A 19,348-nucleotide genomic window follows, 5' to 3' on the forward strand; every position below is an offset into this window, starting at 1 on the left:
GCCCACCTCAGTCAGGGAGTTTTTAGTGAATTTGCTTGATTAAGCTCGGTTGGCAAGTTAAATTAGCGTACAGTTGTAAGCTCAATTAATTTTCCGGAACCATGCAAAAGCCCCCACTCATTATTACCAATATTTTAATTTTCACACTCACAGGGTTGATTGCGCTTGTTGGTGTCCCTGTATACGCTTTTTTCAATGGTTTTGACGGATTTGAAATCTTTGTATGCGTCTTTTTGATTTATTTTTCAGGCATGTCTATTACTGCGGGTTACCACCGTTTGTGGTCACATAAAACTTACCAAGCGAATAGCTTGGTTCGTGCTGTATTAGCCATCGGTGGCGCTATGGCGTTACAAAATAGTATTTTGCATTGGTGTTCTGATCACCGTGTCCATCACAGATTTGTCGACAAGAACGACAAAGACCCTTATTCCGCAAAACAAGGTTTTTGGTTTTCGCATATTGGCTGGATGTTAAGGCACTATCAGTCAGAAAGATATGATGACTACAGCAATTGCAAAGATTTACAAAAAGACAAAATAGTGATGTGGCAACACAATTATTATATCCCCATTGTGTTGGCGACTAACTTTGGCATCCCTATGTTTTTAGGCTGGCTAAATGGTGACGTATTTGGCATGTTGTTGCTCGCTGGCGTGTTTCGTTTGGTGGCCGTTCACCACGCTACCTTCTTTATAAACTCCTTGGCACACATTTGGGGAAAGCAACCCTATACCGATAGCAACACTGCTCGTGACAATGGCCTTTTGGCTTTTTTCACCTTTGGCGAGGGATACCACAATTATCACCATATTTTTGAATACGATTATCGTAATGGTATTAAGTGGTGGCAATTTGATCCGACCAAATGGTTAATCTACGGGTTGTCATTAATTGGTTGGACAAAAAACTTAAGACGTTGTCCTGAAGAGCGGATTGAAAAAGCAAAATTGGCGATGATAATGCAACGCACACAACAACGTTTTTCAGCCAAAAAAGAAGCTGACGAAATGCTCGCCAAATTACAACGGGAATATGACGTGCTCATTGCCAAGATGGGTGAATATTATGCGGCAAAGAAACGTTTAATAGAATGTAAGCAAAACAGTTTAAAACAAAGTTATGAAAATTTGGAACTCGCCTACAAATATAAAGAATTAAAACAGAGCATGCTGCTGCAAAAACAGAAGTGGCTTGCAATGCACGAGTTAAGCTTCGCTTAAACATTGGGATCCTGGTTAACTACATGCCAGGATAATGACGTAATTGGCCTGCCTCTCCAAACGTCATACCGGCGTGCTCTTGGCCGGTATCTGCCAGACAAAATCACTAAACTAAACCATTCCGTACCCTTTACGAAAATCGCAACCTTACGGTATAACAAATAGTCCTTGTCAGGTTAAAACCATACCCCAGTTCAGGATCACTTATGAGTCAATTCGAACACGCTAGACAATGCACGTTCTGTAAAGACATTTTACCTCTGCCACCTAATCCGGTTATACAAGGAAATGGGCACAGCCCGCTTTGTATAATAGGCCAAGCACCAGGAATAGCTGCGCACAATACAAACACTCCTTGGAATGATCCTTCGGGTGACAGGTTGCGATTATGGTTAGGCACTGATAAAGAAAGCTTTTACGATAAAAACCTAGTTGCAATCCTACCGATGAGCTTTTGTTACCCAGGAAAAGCAAAAGGTGGAGACATGCCACCTATCAAAGCATGCGCGCCAAAGTGGCACAAGCCCCTTCTAGATGAAGCAAAACCAAAACTTACACTATTGATAGGCAAGCATGCACAGGACTACTACTTGTCTGACAAACAACCATTAACACAGAGAGTGAAAGACTGGCGACAGTATTTACCAAATTATGTTGTGCTTCCCCACCCTTCACCTAGAAATAACATTTGGTTGAAGAAAAATGCCTGGTTTGAAAGTGACGTTTTACCTCAACTAAGAGCTTATATTCAGACTCAAATAGCGGGTTTATAGTTATCTAAAAACTCAACCAGTTCATCAAAACGCATTGGTTTTGCGTATAAGAAACCTTGAGCTTCATCACATCCAAGTTTTAACATGTAACTGGCTTGTTCCCGCTTTTCGATACCTTCTGCTATCGTCTGAAGTCCCAATTTGTTTCCTAAGGTGACTATGGTCTCAGCAATAAACGCTGTTTGATTGGGTTTGATTTCATTGATGAAAGATCGATCTACCTTTAATCGGTCGAGAGGAAGTTGTTGAAGATAACTTAACGATGAAAAGCCTGTACCAAAATCATCAATCGCGATGGTAACACCAAAAGACTTCAAATCTTTAAGCGACTCAACCACGATTTGAGGCTCATCCATCACCACGCTTTCTGTGATTTCAAGCTCAATTTGTTCTGGATCGACTTGATGTTTTGTTATGCAGTTTTTTACCATCTGCACAAATTCTGGGTCTCGGAATTGAGGCATGGAAATATTCACCGCAACACGAACATCAGAAAATCCGTTGCTGGTTAGCTCCTTTAGACGTCTACAACTTTCTTCCAGCACCCAAGCACCAATTTCGATGATGAGCCCGGAGTATTCAGCAAGGGGGACAAAAACAGCGGGTGATATAAACCCACTGTCTTTTGAAGGCCACCGTAAAAGCGCTTCCATACCTACAATACGTTCTGTAACCAGATCGATCTGTGGTTGGTACCAGACTTCCAACAATCTAGCCTGGAAGTCGGTTCTAAGCTGACGCACCATACCCAATCGCCACGTAGTTTTTTCTTCCATCTCTGGCTCGTAGAAACCAAAATTGGTGTTTAAATCTTTTTTCGCGCGGTTGAGAGCTATGTTGGTCTGTTTAAGTAGATCGATTCCCGAACAAGTATCATTAATGAGTTTGCACAATCCCATTGTTATATTTATCGGCAATGTGTGGTCGCCTGCTTTAAATGGTATGGCAAATAACTGATTGATACGCTCAGGATTAATAAAATTTTCGCCGCCGATAAGACCAAATACATCTGCACCAATTCGTCCCATTCTGACACTCTCGCCAAAACTATCTTGAATTCGTTGTGCAACGGCTTTGAGAAGGTTATTACCAGCGTCTTGTCCTAAGCCATCATTAACATCTGAGAAGTGATTGATATCCAGCAAAGCAACAACATTGGCATCTTCATCTTCGACCGCTTTGGTTTCATCTAACATATTGATGAACTCATTTCGATTGGGCAATTTCGTTAACCAATCTCTAAACGCGGCATTGCGAAGTTGATGGAATAAATTTACGTTTTCATATCCGACCGAAATACTGGATAAAAAGACTTCTAATAATTTCTGATGAATTGGGCTGATTTGGTCGCGCACATTTAAAAATACGGCAGCTTCATAGCCAGAGCTATTCAAATACAGTACAGAGTAGTCACCCTCGTAAACATGTTGTTTTGATTTTAGGCACAAATTTACCGAGTCTACGACTTTTTTGTCATGGACATTTTCTAGACTTTCGTTGATGTACTGAGCAAACTCACCTGCTGCACCAAGAATATAAACACCATTGTCATCTCGATCTAGCACAGCTCCAGCACGAGCGCACACCACACCACCGGCGTCTAAACCAATCAGTGAACTTATCTGAGTAACGATGCCTTCGCAAAAGCCTTTGACCGAATGCTCTTCAAGTAAATTCGCGGAAGAATGGATAATCTTTTCTAAGCCAATTCGACTTTGATTGATTGTCAGGATCTGTTGATAAGAACGAAGTGAGGCAATAATTGTGGTGACCAACTTACTGCGAGTGAGCTCAGTTTTGGTTTTGTAATCGTTGATGTCATATTCTTTTATGACACTTTCTTCTGGGGCGTAACCCGGTTGGCCAGTACGCAAAATAATGCGCGGCTCCATTAAATTTAGCTCTTCGCGCATCTTACGCGCTACCACCAACCCGGCATCATCAGTTTCCATCACCACGTCAAGTAGTACGATGGCAAGGCGATTACCCATTTGCTCCATGATTTTCAGGGCTTGTTGCCCTGAATAGGCATGATGGAAATGCAGTTTTTTATCGTTTAATTTCAGGTCTGAGAGAGCTAATCGAGTGACCGAATGAATTTCTTCATCATCATCGACCACTAATACGTTCCAGCGACCAAATATCGTTTCTGTTTCTTGTGATTCATCTTCTTCAAGAAAAATCAGTTCGTCATTTTCATAACCCGTTGGAGACATTCAATTTACCGTTTTACTGCCAAATTTTTGAAAATCCATTATTTACGCAACAAACATATCTTAATATCCTCTAAAGAGGAATAATAATTGTAGCAAAATTCAACACTTTCGCTGACTGATACTTTTACGTCTGTGAGAAAGTGTAGCAGGTAAAAAATATTATCTATGAAAATTGAATCCAATCCACCGCCGACAAGCTTAGTAAAACCGACTCAAAGTAAGCCGGCAAAAAGTGCAAAAACTGAAGCCAATGAACCTGCTCAGTCCAAAGTTGAAGTGAAAAGTGCAGGACAAATGCGCGACAAAATGTCGCACTGGTTTATGCGAGCTGGAATATTTTCGCAGGCTTCTATGAATGCGGAAACAGACTTCAGTAAGAGCGTTGCCAAGCATCAATTTGTCAAAGCACAGCGAAAAATGCGTAATTTGGAACGTATTCTTAATCTGGCGATGGAATACAGTCTGGAGCAGGGAAGCAAAGAAGATATTGATCCGGACTGGTTTTTTAGCTTCGTAGACATGGCAGAAGACATCAACTCCCCAGCTATGCAAGAGTTGTGGGGGAAAATTTTCGCTGTTGAAATTGGACACCCTGGCACCTTTTCACTAAAAACATTGCAAATATTAAAAAATCTTACTCACAAAGATGCAAAAATTCTGAAACTCGCAGTTGGGTTAGGTGCAAGAAAAAAAACCGAACACGGTATGAAAATCCTAATTGGTTACAAGCAGAAACCCAGTCTGTTGTCGATATTTAAAATTCCACAAATTCACCAACTAAACTTAGCCAGCTACGGGTTAGCTTACCCCGACTTGTTATCTTTGATGGATTTGGGGTTAATTTATACCAGCGAAATAGAAACGAGTGAGCTTTCTACTGACAGCCGCAGCCAATATCGAATTGGTCAGGAGACCTTTCATTTAAGTCCCAGAAGAAGGGGTCTGAGCTTGCAGTATTACAAGTTTACAACCACAGGTTATGAACTCTCTAAGCTGGTGCACAGCAAAGCAAAAAGTCACTACTTGGAAGAGTTAAAAAGTATGTTTTCTGACGATTTTGAAGTGACGTGAAACGAATTGGCACATAGCGCGGTCAGTATTCCCATGTTATTGCTATATCACTCGTCAAAATATTCGAAAACTAAGGTTTATCAGAACAGGAACAAAACATGACAACAGATACCTACACACCGCCAAAAGTTTGGACTTGGGATGCAGAAAGTGGAGGGCGCTTCGCAAGTATTAATCGCCCCGTTGCTGGAGCAACCTTTGAAAAAGATCTACCCGTGGGAAAACACCCTCTGCAATTGCATTCACTAGCGACTCCTAACGGCGTGAAAGTAACGGTGATGTTAGAAGAATTGCTTGCACAAGGGCATAGCGGAGCAGAATATGACGCCTTTTTAGTTAATATTATGGAAGGCGATCAATTCAGCAGTGGGTTTGTCGATGCCAACCCTAATTCTAAAATTCCAGTATTGATTGACCGCAGCACAGAAACGCCGACTCGTGTGTTTGAGTCAGGTGCCATTTTACTTTACTTGGCAGAAAAATTTAGCGCATTTATTCCTAAAGACCCTGCGCAACGCACCGAGTGTTTGTGTTGGCTATTTTGGCAAATGGGTAGTGCGCCTATGCTAGGAGGTGGTTTTGGTCACTTTTATGCCTACGCACCCGAAAAATACGAATATCCGATTAATCGCTATACGATGGAAGTCAAACGTCAGTTGGATGTGCTAGATCGCCGCCTTGCTGACAATCAATACCTTGCTGGCGACCAATACACCATTGCAGATATGGCGGTATGGCCTTGGTATGGGGCGTTGGTGAAGAATAAAGTGTATGAGGCCGCAGAGTTTATCGAAGCCCATACCTACACAAACGTGCTTAGATGGACGGACGAAATTGCACAGCGCGAACCGGTCAAACGTGGCCGCATGGTAAACCGCACTTGGGGAGAGCCTGAAACGCAACTTCATGAACGTCATGATGCCAGCGATTTTGACACCAAAACCCAGGACAAAATCGGTCCTAAAGACGAAGAATAACGCTCTAAACAAAAGGCTATTTTGCTGTAAACTTGTTGCTAGACACAAAATTGAAGTCGCCGTAAACCCTTCCTTGGGGGCTCTGCATCGACATCCATGTCGATGAAGCTTCAATATTGTATCTATCAACAATTTCTAATAAAGAGTACGAGTTACTAAACAAACCTCGAAGTTGCCAAACAAAAAAGCCCGGCTAAATGACTCAACCGGGCTTTTTTTATTGATTTGATGGTATTAAATACCATCACCAAATTCATGTAATCCGCATTCACGCTTCATACCAAAGAAACGGGTGTCTTGTTCGCTCATACCTGCTTCCAGTGCGCGAGTTGTATGCCAATCACCAATAGACACATAGCCTTTTTCCCATAGAGGGTGATAAGGCAGGTTGTTGTCTTTCATGTAACCATGCAACGCTTTATTTGACTGATCGATAATTGGATAAACCTTTGTTTGACCTTTTAGGCGCTGCAATACGTTGAGGTTTCCGCGACTGTCTGATTGTGAACGACGTAATCCCGCAAACCATGTTTGGGCGCGCAAATCAGAAAGTGCCTGTTGCATCGGCAAAACTTTGTTCATTTGATTGTACTTCTCAATCCCTTCCAAACCTTGCTCCCAAAGGCGTCCATGGCGTGCTTCCTGCCACGCAGCAGAGATTGGCGCGCGATAAACATGAAGATTCAGCTTGAGCCGTTCGCTCATCTCATCAATGAATTGATACGTCTCGGCAAAAAGATAGCCCGTGTCAGTCAACACAACAGGAATATCAGCATATTCTTGGGTCAACATGTGCAACATTACCGCAGATTGGGCACCGAAGCTCGAAGAGACGATATGCTCACCGGGCAAGTTTTCCAGCGCCCATGCGACACGTTGCTGGGGAGATTTTTGTTCAAGCTCAGCGTTCAGTTCAGCAAACGCATCATCATCCAGCTGGTTTAACCAGAGACCTTGTTCAACTGCATCTACTGGCGTCTGAAGCGCTAAATTAGACATAAAAATCCTCAGCAGAGTTAATTACCGGAGCAACCACTTTTGCGCGTATTAAAAAGTCACCAAAGCCTTCATCTTTTTCAGCTTCTTTGGACCAGCGCCCAATGAGTTGATCAAGATGATCCAGGATCTCTTGTTCGCTAATGTTCTCTTTGTACATCTTGGGGATCCGCGTGCCTTCGCGATCTCCGCCTAAATGTAAGTTATATTTGCCGGGTCCTTTTCCAACCAAGCCAACTTCGGCTAGCATCGCGCGACCACACCCATTTGGGCAGCCGGTAACACGAAATATGATGCTTTTCTCAGGAATACCGTGCTTAGCCAATAACCCTTCAATGTCGGTGACCGCATCAGGCAAATATCTTTCTGCTTCAGCCATGGCCAAAGGACAAGTAGGCAACGCCACACACGCCATCGAATCTAATCGCTGGTTGCTGACCCCATCTGTAATCAAACCATGCTCTTTAGCCAAAGACTCGATTTGCGCTTTGTCCTGCGGCGCAACACCAGCAATGATCAGATTCTGATTGGCCGTCAGACGGAAATCACCCTTGTGGATTTTGGCAATCTCAGCACAACCGGTTTTGAGGGTTTTTCCCGGATAATCGAGGATACGACCGTTTTCAATAAATACGGTTAGATGGAATTTACCATCAACACCTTCAACCCAACCAAAACGGTCTCCACGACTGGTAAATTCGTAAGGACGGCTGTCCGCAAACTTAACGCCTGCGCGCCTTTCAACCTCCGCTTTGAAATTCTCTACTCCAACACGTTCCAGGGTGTATTTGGTTTTCGCATTTTTACGATTTACCCGATTACCCCAGTCACGCTGTGTACTGACAACTGCTGCAGCAACATCTAAGGTATTGTCGACGGGAATAAAACCAAAGTCATCGGCCTTACGCGGGAAAGTACTTTGGTCACCATGGGTCATAGCTAGGCCACCGCCAACCAAAACGTTAAAGCCGACCAATTGCCCATCTTCTGAAATCGCGACAAAGTTAAGATCATTAGCATGCACGTCGATATCATTGTGCGGCGGGATCACTACCGTTGTTTTGAATTTTCGTGGCAAATAATTATTGCCCAAAATAGGTTCTTCGTCTGTGGTCTCAATCTTTTCACCATCTAACCAAATCTCTGCGTAAGCACGGGTTTTTGGCAGCAAATGTTCAGAGATTTTCTTCGCCCACTCATAGGCTTGTTGATGCACAACCGACTCGACCGGATTTGAGGTGCACAGCACGTTGCGGTTTACGTCACCTGCTGTGGCAATCGAATCAATACCCACTTTATTCAACGTTTGGTGCATCAATTTAATGTGCGGTTTAAGCACACCGTGAAACTGAAACGTCTGGCGCGTAGTTAAACGAATACTGCCGTAAATACTGTGCTCTTGAGCAAATTTGTCAATCGCTAACCATTGCTCAGGATTAATGATGCCGCCAGGCAAACGCGCTCGAAGCATAACGTTATGTAGCGGCTCCAATTTTTGTTTGGCGCGCTCGGCACGAATATCACGATCATCTTGCTGATACATTCCGTGGAATCGAATCAATTGGAAATTGTCTGATGTAAAACCGCCGGTCAAATCATCTTTCAAGTCTTGTGCAATGGTACCGCGCAGGTGATTACTTTCACCCTTAATACGTTCATTTTCAGACAACTTGCCTTCAACAATAAATTTGTTATCTGCGCTCATTAATAAACATCCTTCTGATAGCGCTTGTTTCTGCGCATGTCAGTCAAATAGGATTCCGCTTCTTCTGCGGATTTGCCGCCATGTTGTTGGACAATGGTTTTCAATGCATCATGAACATCTTTAGCCATATGCGTGGCATCACCACAAACGTAGAAATGTGCGCCTTGTTCAAGCCACTGATAGACTTCTTTACCTTGCTCCAACAACCGATCCTGCACATAGATTTTTTGCTCTTGATCGCGCGAAAACGCCAAGCTTACTTTATCAACGACACCATCTTTAACAAAGCGCTGCCACTCTGTTTGATACAGGAAATCTTGGGTGAAATTCGGATTGCCAAAGAAAAGCCAGTTTTTGCCTTGGGCTTCATCTTCAGCACGCTGTTGCATAAAGGCTCTAAATGGCGCAATACCTGTTCCAGGGCCAACCATGATGACGGGAGTATCATCACTTTCTGGCAGACGGAAATTGTTATTATGCTCTACGAACACCTTCACTTCCTGACCGTCTTCCAAGCGGTTCGCTAGGAAACCAGAAGCTCCACCTGTACGTACATTTCCATCTACGTCATATTCAACTAACGCAACGGTAAGATGCACTTCGTCTTCAACATCAGCTTGGCTTGAAGCAATGGAATAAAGTCTAGGTGTGATTGGACGTAATGCTCTGGCAAGTTGTTCAGCCGTCAATTTAATCGGGAATTCACGCACGATATCGACGATCTGTCGGTCTGCTAAATAATCACGAAGCTTGGCTTTATCTTCCAGCAATTGCTGAAGCGGCTCACTTTTACCCGCTTCTAAGTAGTTTTTCACAAACGTTGGGTAGCTTAGAGTCAATTCAAACTTCTCAATCAACGCTTGTTTGATGCTCAGCGTATCATCACCGACGGTAACGGATTCGTCAGCGCTTACATCAACCAAAGTCAAAAGCTCATCAACGAGGGTTTGGTCATTGTTAAACCAGACACCTAAAGCATCTCCTGGTTGATATTGAATACCAGAGTCTTCCAATGAAATTTCAATATGTCGAATATCCTTAACTGAATCCCGTCCGGTGATTTTTTGACTCTCACTTAACGTCGCCACAAAAGGGTTCTTTTTCGTGTATTCAGACACAGCAGCGGCGGCTGCTTTGTTTGCCGCAGTGGGTAGTTGCACTACCTGTGATTGCTTAGCCGTCATTTCATCTTTTAACAAGGTGCTAAGCTGATCAATAAATGCAGTGGCTTGCGTATCGTAGTCAACATCGCAGTCAACACGGTCAATGACTCGTTTAGCGCCTAGTGCTTCAAGTCTTTGATCAAAGTCTTTTGCCGTTTGGCAGAAGAATTCGTAACTGCTATCACCCAAACCCAGAACTGCATAGTTTAACTCTGGCAACTTAGGTGCTTTTTTGCTCGCAACAAATTCATGTAATTCGACCGCATCATCAGGAGCATCGCCTTCACCATGAGTACTTACAACGATCACTAGGTGTGTTTCATTTTTAAGCTGTTTGGCTTTGTAATCCGCCATATTTTGCAGATTCACCGTAATACCGGCACTTTCGGCTTTGGCTTTATATTCTTGCGCTAAGCCTTTGGCATTTCCGGTTTGCGACCCGTAAAGGATAGTTAATTTTTTGTCGGCGGCAGGAGCTTCAACCGGCACAACAGATTGACCGGCAACTTGATGATTGGCCAAGCCCGCTAAATAACCACTCATCCAAGTGAGTTGGTCCCGATTTAACGGCGCTATAGCGTTGTTAATTTCTGTCCACTGACTCTCGTTTAGTACAGCAGATGGCACAATTGCCTGATTGGTTGATGAAGACATAAATCGCTAACCTCTAATTTGACTCGGTAAAGGTTAGCGACTTTTATAAATAACCGGAAAGACTTAAATAAGATTTTTTATTACTTATTGGACTTACAAAATATGCAATTTTTTTAGAAATGCACTTCCAAGCCGGCAAATACACCACTAAATTCGAGATCAGAATAAATATCATCCAAATCTTCAAGCTCTAAAGTGGTCGCTCGATAGCCAAGTTGAAAGGTCATATCAACGGCTAAATTATCAACAAATTCATAGGCTAAGGCAATTTCATAATCGCTTAACGTGTGGTCATCAATCGCCAGATAACTACCTTCAGCATAAACCCCAAGGCCGGTAAATGGCAGTCCAAAGTACACGCGCGAGTATACCATTGGCACCACACCAGAGAATTCTTCGCGCGCAAAATTTGTGGGATCAGCGGTCTCGCTTACAAAAATTTCACCATCAACATACTTTCCATTGATACCAAAATCGAAGCTCACCAGGTCATTGTCGAACAACTCATAATACAGAATGAAGTCAGTATTGGTCATATCCACTTCAGTCGACAAAGGGGTATTTACGCTAAATATTTCACCATTAAAGGTAAAAGTACTATTTAGCGTGACGACACCAAAGGTATCCATCGCGGTTCTGCGTACTTTAATGTTTGGCACTAGCGGAATGGGATGTTCAAGGGCGACATAAAAACTGGCTTTGGTTTCTTTATCAAAGTCAAATTCAGTCAAATCGACGTCATTTGAAAAGCCTCCTTCAGTATCCATATTCCAACCTTGGGCACCAATATAAAGTCCAAGTAAGGTATCAGCTTGCACTGGCGCTGCAACAACAGATGCGGCGAGTAATAATGAAGTAATTGAACGTTTCACTCATTTATCCTTGATTTAATAATTCAGTCAATTCAATTAAAGCAGCATTTGCACGGGAAATATAGTTCGCCATTACTAACGAGTGATTAGCTAACATACCTAAACCACTTCCATTTAGGATCATTGGGCTCCAAATTGTCTGCTGGGTTGATTCTAGTTCGCGAATAATTTGACGTAGACTGACAGTTGCGTTTTTCTTTTCCAAAACTTCTGCAAAATCAACTTCTACTGCTTTAAGGTAATGAATCAACGCCCAGGCAGCCCCTCGAGCTTCATAAAAGTTGTCATCCGTTTTCCACCAACTTGTTTTGTCAAAATGTTGCTCAGGGACAGGGGTTGAAGTGCGTGCCTGTGCATCGCCAGCCAAATCAGTATTCAAGGTTTCATGACCGACACTGGCGCTCAACTTTTGTGAAAGATTACCCAGGCGTTTTTCCGCTTGTTTAAGCCAGTCCCGCAAGTTATCTGCACGGGAGAAAAATTGTGCATCACCTTGCGTACGATCAGCCAAGTCCGAGCGATAAAGTCGTAATTCTCTTAGCGCATCGTTGTACATCGATTCGGCAGACGGCAACAACCATCTTAAATGATTCATATTCATTGCCGGTTGAGCTTTGATCAATTGCGGATTTTCGAGGGATTGAGATTGAGAACGGCTAAAGTCTTTGCGCATTGCCAAGGCAAGGTCTCGTGACATTTCCAAAGCGCCAAATTCCCACCGGGGCATATTATCCATAAATACGCTGGGCGGCATTACATCATTGGATAAAAAACCACCGGGCTTTTCCAGCACCGTTTCCATGACAGTAATCAGCGCCTGAGTAGTGGTATAACCAACGACTACTTGTTCAGCATTTTGTTCGGCTTGTTGTTGAGCTTCCGCTCTTACATTGAATAGATCAGGCTCTGAACTCCAATAAACCGACAATAACCAAAAAAGAAAGAGGATGATCGCGATAAACGTCGTTATCCATTTGGTATTTAAAAAACCTTGCATAGTCCCATCCTTTTTAATGTGTTAAATACATCACCTTTAGTGATGGTGATGTTGTTGTTTCTCTTCACCAGGTTTAACTGCTTTAGCTTGCAGTGAAATCGATTGGTTGTCAGAGGTGATTAGGTTAATTTTCACCATCTGCCCTTCCTTTAAAGAGGCTTTTAACCCAAAGATCATGACGTGCAAACCACCTGGAGCAAATTCAATGGATTGACCAGCGGGCACTATAACCTGATCTTGCTTTTGCATGCTCATCATTTCACCTGTCATAATGTGCGCGTGCAGTTCAGCACTGGTTGCCACATCCGTATTTGCAGACACTAAAGCAACATCTTTATCACCGTTATTTTTAATAGTGAAATAAGCAGAGGTATTGGGGATTCCTGGAGGTAAGACGCGAACAACCGCATCAGAGACAGTTACCTCAGCAAATACGTTGATACTAAAGAGTATCGATACTGCCACCAGCATAGATTGAATTCGGTTATTTTTCATACTCAGCTTTGCGAAGAATTACGATGATTCAATTATTCTTTAATTCCACACGCTTTACCAGTGACAGTTTTGCGGATCGTGATAAGTTAAATTAATACCGTGGCTGGCGTTTATCGCGCACCAGCCAAATGATGAAGCCAATGACTAATAACATCGGCCAAAACACGCTTAGTCCTGCGAAGATTAGTGCCAAGACACCTACAACCAGGCCGATCATTAATGCACCAAATATGCTAACCGCCACAATAACACCTATAACCGCCATTATCGCACCAACCAAAGTGATACCCGCAACTGATTCAAGTGGCCCGAGTAAGTGGTCATCAAAATGAATTGCAAAATCGAACCAATGATTAGCAATCAGGCCACAGCTGTAAGTAATCAATACTGCGATAAGAATAGCTAAGACAAAGTTTTTCATGATCCTCTCCTAAACAATGGTTCGGTTGTGGCCGTGCGATAAAATGACTTGGAAATCTTTCTAACGTGTGGGTATTAACACCACAGCGAGCAGATAAGCAATTCCCACTACCATTGGCATAAATATGAATGCCGCGATAGCTGCAACCCTTGCGACCCAAGGGTCTACGCTAAAGTGACGGGCAACGCCTGCACATACGCCGGATACTTTGCCCTTCACGGTATCTCTGTAAAGTTGATTGGTATTTAAATAATCTTTCATTGTTCTACTCCGACGAAACGCTTTTTAAGTAAAGGCAACCCCTTTTCGGGGTTACCTGTTTGGACTGAAACTTTGATTAAGCAACTTTCTTGCGTAACGCTTCCAGTTCTTTTTCAATGTTTTCGTCTTCTTCTAACTTGTTGATTTGGGCGGTTAACGAATCAGTCTCTTTAACCAGATCATAAGCTTCTACTTGGGATTCCAAATCATCGATTTTTCGTTCGTAGTGTTCGAATTTAGCAATGGCATCGTCAATCTTTTCAACCTGCTCAGTGGTTTTTACCTTTAAACGCACTGTTGCAGACTGCTGTCTTACTTGAAGTGACTTTTGACGACCTTTTGCTTCTTTTAACTTATCTTGCAAACGGCCTGTGTCCTCTTGAAGCTTTTCGATGGCTTCTTCGACAACAACCATTTCCTTTTCTACTTGGACTAACACTTCCTGAACCTTGTTCTTTTCAACTAACGCTGCGCGTGCAAGATCTTCACGATCCTTTTTCATTGCAACCGCCGCTTTGTTCTGCCAATCGGAAATTTGTTCAAGTAGCTTTTCTTCTTTGCGAGCTAATTGCTTTTTGTCTGCAATGCTGCGTGCCGCTACTGAACGAATTTCTACTAGTGTTTCTTCCATTTCCTGGATAATAAGACGAATGACTTTTTGTGGATCTTCCGCCTTGTCCAAAATTGCGTTTAAGTTAGCCTGTACGATGTCTGACATTCTTGAAAACATACCCATTTTTCGATCCTCCACGATATTGATGAGTGTCAATAATGAATTGCATTAGGCGATTCAAAATTTTTTATTAACTTATCCAATTCATTACAAGTGGCATGCCAAAATTTCAAAACGATTTATCTAACTGTTTTCATTAGCTTTATTTTTTAATTTACAATATTTTTAAGATTTGCACTGTTGGAGACTTGCGTGCAATTTAGTCAAATTCACCACTAGATTGGTCAATTTGAAAAGTGAGGTTAAAACATCGATACAGTCGGATTTGAGGAATTCTTTTTTCTACTGCGTGTCATTTTGTCGTGTCATGGTGAAATAGTAAATAAGGCCAAAACAAGACAGCGTTAGCGCTTGGACAATCAGCAGGTCAACTACATCAAGACAAGTAAACAGCAAAATGCACTAATTAACCTTGAGACACCAAGGTTTACAGTGCCTAACAAGAGTCAGAAGCAAAATAGATTGCAGATTTTATTTTTTGAGTGAATACGTTTAATTAAAGTTTATTAAGAAAAGACAGCACTGTTTCAATCTGGTACTGACGCGCTTCAGGCAACATGGATTCGGCACTGTGCTGAAAACTGGTGAAAGCGTCTTTGTACACCTGTTTTCCAGTTTCCGTCAGTTTAACGAGGCTCACCCGCGCATCGCGAGGGTTGCTTTGTTTTTCTACAAGGCGATTCTTGTCCATAGGATTTAATAATCGTGTGGCACCCGACGCGGTAATTCCTAAATATTCGGCTATTTCTGTTCGATTGAGAGTGTTTAAATGGGCCTCTGACAAAAAGTGTAAAGCCAAAAATTCATTGAAACTAATACCATGTAGACTCAAACAACGGTCCAAACGTTTGGAAGCTTTAACCGCTGCAAGTTGCAACGCAGCTAGTAGTGACATGGATTCAGATAAGTTCATAATTAGCACCTCAACTCAATATTTGATATATCAAGGATATATCAACAATTCATCAAAGTATAGGTGAGAGTATGATCTTAATTTGTCGTTTAATGGCGTTTTGTTGAATTTGTTAAATTGAGCGGAATAGGAAAGTCGTTATTGTTAAGAGCAAAAGAAGACGATAATGACGGTCTTTACTGCGGACTGTGACCGTCATGATATCGGATATTGGCGGTATTGCTTGATGTGTTTGCCGAGAAAGCATGGCCACCTTTTTTACTTTCAACAAGACTGAATATCAGTGCTGCTGCTAGGTAGGCCATGACCGGTGCAAAAATCAAGGTGATCAGATGTATTTGACTAAACATGCTGGCAACCTCTCTTTATTCTGCTTGATCGCTTTCTTCTTTCATATCTGTAATCGTTACGTGAGTTGCGAAGAACTCTTCTTCACTTTCCATAGTGATGTTGTTGTTAGCAGTTAACACAGCTTCTTGAACTTTATAAGTTAGCTCTTGTTTAGTTGCTGAAACGGCTTGGGCAACAAGTGAGCCAACAAATTGTTCTAGTGAAACTTCGTTAGCGCTCGCAGTACCTGAAAGCAACAAACCTGAAAGAACAACAGTAGCAGTAGTGATTTTCTTAAACATGACATTTTCCTTAGTAGTGGTTTCAATCTAATAACTGGTTATTCAGTTACTAGTTAAGTCGCAGTCACTATTGCGATAGTTGTGCCAACTACTAAAAAAATTCATATACTATTGATTTTAAAGTATTAATTTATTTTTCGTTTGGAAAAGGACTTGTTAGACTAAAGTCTAAAGTTGATGGGGCATTTATTTTTTAGCATTTTTGACCAGCGCAGTTGGTTAATTTAACCAACGCGCTCTGCTTTAATGTCGTTTTGATATTTATGCGCTGCAGCTTGCGCTTCATCTAAGGTTTCGAGCGCCTGACTCAACAACTCAACACCTGTTCCTCGCTGTGTGCCATTTTGACTCAAATAACGTCGCCAAATTCTGGCACCTGCCTGACCTTGGAAAAGACCAAGCATGTGACGAGCAATATGCCAAATTCTTGCGTCGTGCTGTTCAATCTGGACTTGAGCGTATTCAATCATGTTGGCAACAATCTGGTGGCGTGAAGGCACGTCATGTCCGTCCTGATAATAACGACCATCTACTTCTGCAAGAATGTAGGGGTTACTGTAAACCTCACGTCCAATCATCACCCCATCGATGTGTTGCAGATGTAAATCCACATCGCCTAGAGTTTTAACGCCTCCATTGATACTGATGTGCAGATCAGGAAACTGTTCTTTTAGATGGTAAACCCGATCGTAGATTAGCGGCGGTACATCTCTATTCTCTTTTGGGCTGAGACCTTTTAGCCAAGCCTTGCGAGCATGCACAATGAATGTTTCGCAACCTGAAGCAGCAACCACATCAATGAATTTAGTTAGATCTTCATATTCATCCATTTCATCAATGCCGATTCGAGATTTAACCGTTACCGGAATATCAACCTCAGCCTGCATCGCGCTGACACATGAAGCTACGGTTTCTGGTTCAGCCATTAAACAGGCACCAAATCGACCATTTTGAACACGATCCGAAGGACAACCTACATTGATGTTAACCTCGTCATAACCCCTTTCTTGGGCCAATGCGGCACAACGGGCCATATCGGCAGGATCTGAACCGCCCAACTGCAAGGCAACAGGATGCTCTTCATCATTGAAAGCAAGGTAATCACCTTTTCCAAAAATGATTGCGCCAGTAGTCACCATCTCAGTGTACAGCAACGAATGCTGAGAAACCTGCCGCAAAAAATAACGACAATGTTTATCAGTCCAATCCAGCATTGGCGCGACAGAGATGGTGCGGTTTAACATGATTTAATAGTTTGCCTATGAGTGAATATTTGTGAACGGTTAGTGTGTGTATTGTACAGGACGTGCTGCGTATTGAAAATGATCTTGCGTTTAGCAGTAAACCCTTTTTTATTCTTGTTGCTTACTAAAAATAATAAACCAAATTTCTTCTTGCATTTTCAGATTACAAATGTAATCTAAATAAAGAATTACATGCGTAATCTATAAATCGGAGATTCGAATGGACATCAGCAATGCTGAATTTGAAGTACTAGAAGTGATATGGCAAGGCCACCCTTGCAGTGCAACAGACATCATTGAACGTTTGAGTGAGCATAGTGAATGGCACGAAAAAACCATCAAAACATTACTCAATCGCCTAGTTAAAAAAGGGGCGTTGGGCTTTGAAAAGCAAAAACGTCACTACCTTTATTACCCACTAATCGAACGGGAAGCTTACCAACATACGCAGAGTAAAAACCTATTAGAGAAACTCTTTGAAGGCCGTGTCTCTCCCCTCGTTGCCAGTTTTGCCAATAAAGGAAACTTGAATAAACAAGACGTAGACGAGCTTAAAGCGCTCATTGATCAATGGGAGAAAAACAATGATTGATTGGTTGATTCAGGCTTTTCTACTTAGCAGTGTACTGCTGGCTTTTTTAGTAGCTTCACGTAAACCCTTGGTCAAATGGCTAGGCGCTAAAGGCTACTATCAAATGTGGTGGATGGTGCCTGCTTCGCTGGTCCTTCCTTTACTGCCTCTTTCATCCTTGTCGAACAACGATCTTTTCACTTATGTAGTGAATATTGATGCGGCGGTTAAGTCTATTGACCAAGCGTTATTATCAGTCGCAGAGGCTGCTGCCATTGTTTGGGCGTTTGTGGCGATTCTTTTAACCGTCTTATTACGCAAAGCTCACGCTAGCTTTCTTAAGTCTGTTAAGCCTTTACCAGAAGACGAAGAAAATAAAGACGCAATTCGACAATTAGCTTCCGCAGAATTTGCAAAATTAGACATTTTTAAGAGCCATCACATCACGAGTCCATTTATTGGCGGAATAATACGCCCCTATCTGGTGCTGCCCGCTGGCTTTACGCAAGACCTTAACCCGCAACAGCGTCGATTGGTGCTGGAACATGAATTACAGCATTTAAAACAGGGTGACCTGCGTTGGAACTTGCTTGCACAGTTATTATTAATCGCATTTTGGTTCAACCCGCTGGCATGGATGGCGTTCGGTCATTTTCGTGTCGCCCAAGAAATGTCCTGTGACGAATCAGTGCTGGCTAAACAAGATAAAACCACCCGAGTACTTTATGCCAAAGCCATGCTTAGCTGCGCTGAACATAATACTCGACCCTACCTTAATATCGTTAGCTATGGAGTGAAACGAGAAATGAAATCTAGACTACAACATATTCAAACAATGCGACCTTCATCACTAGGCAAATCACTATCAATGATTGCAGCCTGTTTACTCATCCTAACCACAATGCAGTTTGCCATTGCAGGGCAGGAAAAAGGCACTGACGACATTCGCCCTGTGCATCGGGTGGAGCCTTTGTATCCAACACAAGCCGCTGAAGAAGGAATCGAAGGATCAGTAGTGGTCAAGCTGGATATAGAAACAGACGGCTCTGTATCCAATGTGAAAGTTGTCGATGCACAGCCTAAAAGGGTCTTTGACAGACAAACCAAAATTGCAGTGAGACAATGGCGCTGGGAGCCGGTACCACAAAAAGTAGAAGGTGTTCTGATTCAGTTGGACTATGTTTTAGATAAGGATTCAGAGACTAAAGCCGGCCTTATTAAAGGAAAGGAGATGGAACAAATAGCCGTCGAAGCGAATGACTAGTTGAGTTCTTTCGGAATATTAAAGCCCGCTTGTAGCGTAATGTTGGACAGTTGAGCGAATTCGAATGTTTCAACATTACGATAAGGAGAAGCAGAACGCTTTTTACTTTACGCCAAATACCCATCCATGGGGGCTCGACTTCGGCATCCGTGCCTCAGACGGAAGAA

At 42.5% G+C, this 19,348-nt stretch carries 20 protein-coding genes; 6 read left to right on the plus strand and 14 right to left on the minus strand.

The genetic code is table 11. The features are described from left to right. Positions 1 to 101: 101 nt before the first annotated feature. Entirely contained in the window at positions 102 to 1,223 is a 1,122-nt protein-coding gene (locus FM019_RS11600; RefSeq protein WP_143836099.1) for an acyl-CoA desaturase, read from the plus strand. A gap of 206 nt (positions 1,224 to 1,429) precedes the next feature. Further along, on the plus strand, positions 1,430 to 1,996 hold the full coding sequence (locus tag FM019_RS11605) for a uracil-DNA glycosylase family protein (RefSeq protein WP_143836100.1): 567 nt from the start codon (positions 1,430 to 1,432) through the stop codon (positions 1,994 to 1,996). Here the strand turns inward: FM019_RS11605 and FM019_RS11610 are convergent. Further along, a complete protein-coding gene (locus FM019_RS11610) occupies positions 1,978 to 4,212 on the minus strand; it encodes an EAL domain-containing protein (protein ID WP_143836101.1) in 2,235 nt (744 codons plus the stop codon). The two genes, FM019_RS11605 and FM019_RS11610, sit on opposite strands and share 19 nt — an antisense overlap. Positions 4,213 to 4,377: 165 nt before the next feature. On the opposite strand from FM019_RS11610, the gene FM019_RS11615 reads away from it, so the two are divergent. Both FM019_RS11615 and yghU read left to right on the plus strand, forming a co-directional pair. Further along, positions 4,378 to 5,283 (plus strand): TIGR03899 family protein, encoded by a 906-nt coding sequence (locus FM019_RS11615; RefSeq protein WP_143836102.1) that lies wholly within the window; start codon positions 4,378 to 4,380, stop codon positions 5,281 to 5,283. A 98-nt stretch (positions 5,284 to 5,381) separates the two neighbouring features. Next, the gene (gene yghU / locus FM019_RS11620) at positions 5,382 to 6,260 is read left to right on the plus strand and encodes a glutathione-dependent disulfide-bond oxidoreductase (RefSeq protein ID WP_143836103.1); all 879 of its coding nucleotides are present in this window, start codon (positions 5,382 to 5,384) and stop codon (positions 6,258 to 6,260) included. Positions 6,261 to 6,494: 234 nt separating this feature from the next. On the opposite strand, the gene FM019_RS11625 is transcribed toward yghU, so the two are convergent. The 13 genes from FM019_RS11625 to dusA form a co-directional block, all read right to left on the minus strand. Next, complete coding sequence (locus FM019_RS11625) at positions 6,495 to 7,259, minus strand: phosphoadenylyl-sulfate reductase (RefSeq protein WP_143836104.1); 765 nt, start codon at positions 7,257 to 7,259, stop codon at positions 6,495 to 6,497. Next, on the minus strand, positions 7,252 to 8,961 hold the full coding sequence (gene cysI, locus FM019_RS11630; RefSeq protein ID WP_143836105.1) for an assimilatory sulfite reductase (NADPH) hemoprotein subunit: 1,710 nt from the start codon (positions 8,959 to 8,961) through the stop codon (positions 7,252 to 7,254). Before cysI ends, FM019_RS11625 begins: the two co-directional genes overlap by 8 nt. Next, positions 8,961 to 10,778 (minus strand): assimilatory sulfite reductase (NADPH) flavoprotein subunit, encoded by a 1,818-nt coding sequence (locus FM019_RS11635; RefSeq protein ID WP_143836106.1) that lies wholly within the window; start codon positions 10,776 to 10,778, stop codon positions 8,961 to 8,963. The genes cysI and FM019_RS11635 overlap by 1 nt, the downstream gene beginning before the upstream one ends. Before the next feature lie 113 nt (positions 10,779 to 10,891). Further along, positions 10,892 to 11,650 (minus strand): TIGR04219 family outer membrane beta-barrel protein, encoded by a 759-nt coding sequence (locus FM019_RS11640; protein ID WP_143836107.1) that lies wholly within the window; start codon positions 11,648 to 11,650, stop codon positions 10,892 to 10,894. Positions 11,651 to 11,654: 4 nt separating this feature from the next. Beyond that, a complete protein-coding gene (locus FM019_RS11645) occupies positions 11,655 to 12,647 on the minus strand; it encodes a DUF2333 family protein (protein WP_143836108.1) in 993 nt (330 codons plus the stop codon). Positions 12,648 to 12,683: 36 nt separating this feature from the next. Next, positions 12,684 to 13,142, minus strand: a complete 459-nt coding sequence (locus FM019_RS11650; RefSeq protein WP_260681607.1) for a copper chaperone PCu(A)C — start codon at positions 13,140 to 13,142, stop codon at positions 12,684 to 12,686. 91 nt (positions 13,143 to 13,233) lie between these two features. Beyond that, positions 13,234 to 13,563 carry a hypothetical protein gene (locus tag FM019_RS11655; protein ID WP_143836109.1) on the minus strand — a complete coding sequence of 110 codons (330 nt, stop codon included), beginning with the start codon at positions 13,561 to 13,563 and terminating at the stop codon, positions 13,234 to 13,236. 60 nt (positions 13,564 to 13,623) lie between these two features. Then, on the minus strand, positions 13,624 to 13,824 hold the full coding sequence (locus tag FM019_RS11660) for a PspC domain-containing protein (RefSeq protein ID WP_143836110.1): 201 nt from the start codon (positions 13,822 to 13,824) through the stop codon (positions 13,624 to 13,626). A 76-nt stretch (positions 13,825 to 13,900) separates the two neighbouring features. Continuing rightward, a complete protein-coding gene (pspA, locus tag FM019_RS11665) occupies positions 13,901 to 14,560 on the minus strand; it encodes a phage shock protein PspA (protein WP_143836111.1) in 660 nt (219 codons plus the stop codon). Positions 14,561 to 15,053: 493 nt separating this feature from the next. Beyond that, positions 15,054 to 15,470 carry a MarR family winged helix-turn-helix transcriptional regulator gene (locus FM019_RS11670; RefSeq protein WP_260681608.1) on the minus strand — a complete coding sequence of 139 codons (417 nt, stop codon included), beginning with the start codon at positions 15,468 to 15,470 and terminating at the stop codon, positions 15,054 to 15,056. 176 nt (positions 15,471 to 15,646) lie between these two features. Beyond that, positions 15,647 to 15,820, minus strand: coding sequence for a hypothetical protein (locus tag FM019_RS20810; protein ID WP_185969265.1), 174 nt, complete (start codon positions 15,818 to 15,820; stop codon positions 15,647 to 15,649). A 15-nt stretch (positions 15,821 to 15,835) separates the two neighbouring features. Next, the gene (locus FM019_RS11675; RefSeq protein WP_143836112.1) at positions 15,836 to 16,102 is read right to left on the minus strand and encodes a hypothetical protein; all 267 of its coding nucleotides are present in this window, start codon (positions 16,100 to 16,102) and stop codon (positions 15,836 to 15,838) included. 224 nt (positions 16,103 to 16,326) lie between these two features. Beyond that, positions 16,327 to 17,346, minus strand: a complete 1,020-nt coding sequence (dusA, locus tag FM019_RS11680; RefSeq protein WP_143836113.1) for a tRNA dihydrouridine(20/20a) synthase DusA — start codon at positions 17,344 to 17,346, stop codon at positions 16,327 to 16,329. A 220-nt stretch (positions 17,347 to 17,566) separates the two neighbouring features. Between dusA and FM019_RS11685 the strand changes: the two genes are divergently transcribed. Beyond that, on the plus strand, positions 17,567 to 17,938 hold the full coding sequence (locus FM019_RS11685) for a BlaI/MecI/CopY family transcriptional regulator (RefSeq protein ID WP_143836114.1): 372 nt from the start codon (positions 17,567 to 17,569) through the stop codon (positions 17,936 to 17,938). Next, the gene (locus FM019_RS11690; RefSeq protein ID WP_143836115.1) at positions 17,931 to 19,181 is read left to right on the plus strand and encodes a TonB family protein; all 1,251 of its coding nucleotides are present in this window, start codon (positions 17,931 to 17,933) and stop codon (positions 19,179 to 19,181) included. Before FM019_RS11685 ends, FM019_RS11690 begins: the two co-directional genes overlap by 8 nt. Positions 19,182 to 19,348: the final 167 nt, after the last annotated feature.

Source organism: Aliiglaciecola sp. M165 (assembly GCF_007197995.1).
Taxonomy (GTDB): domain Bacteria; phylum Pseudomonadota; class Gammaproteobacteria; order Enterobacterales; family Alteromonadaceae; genus Aliiglaciecola.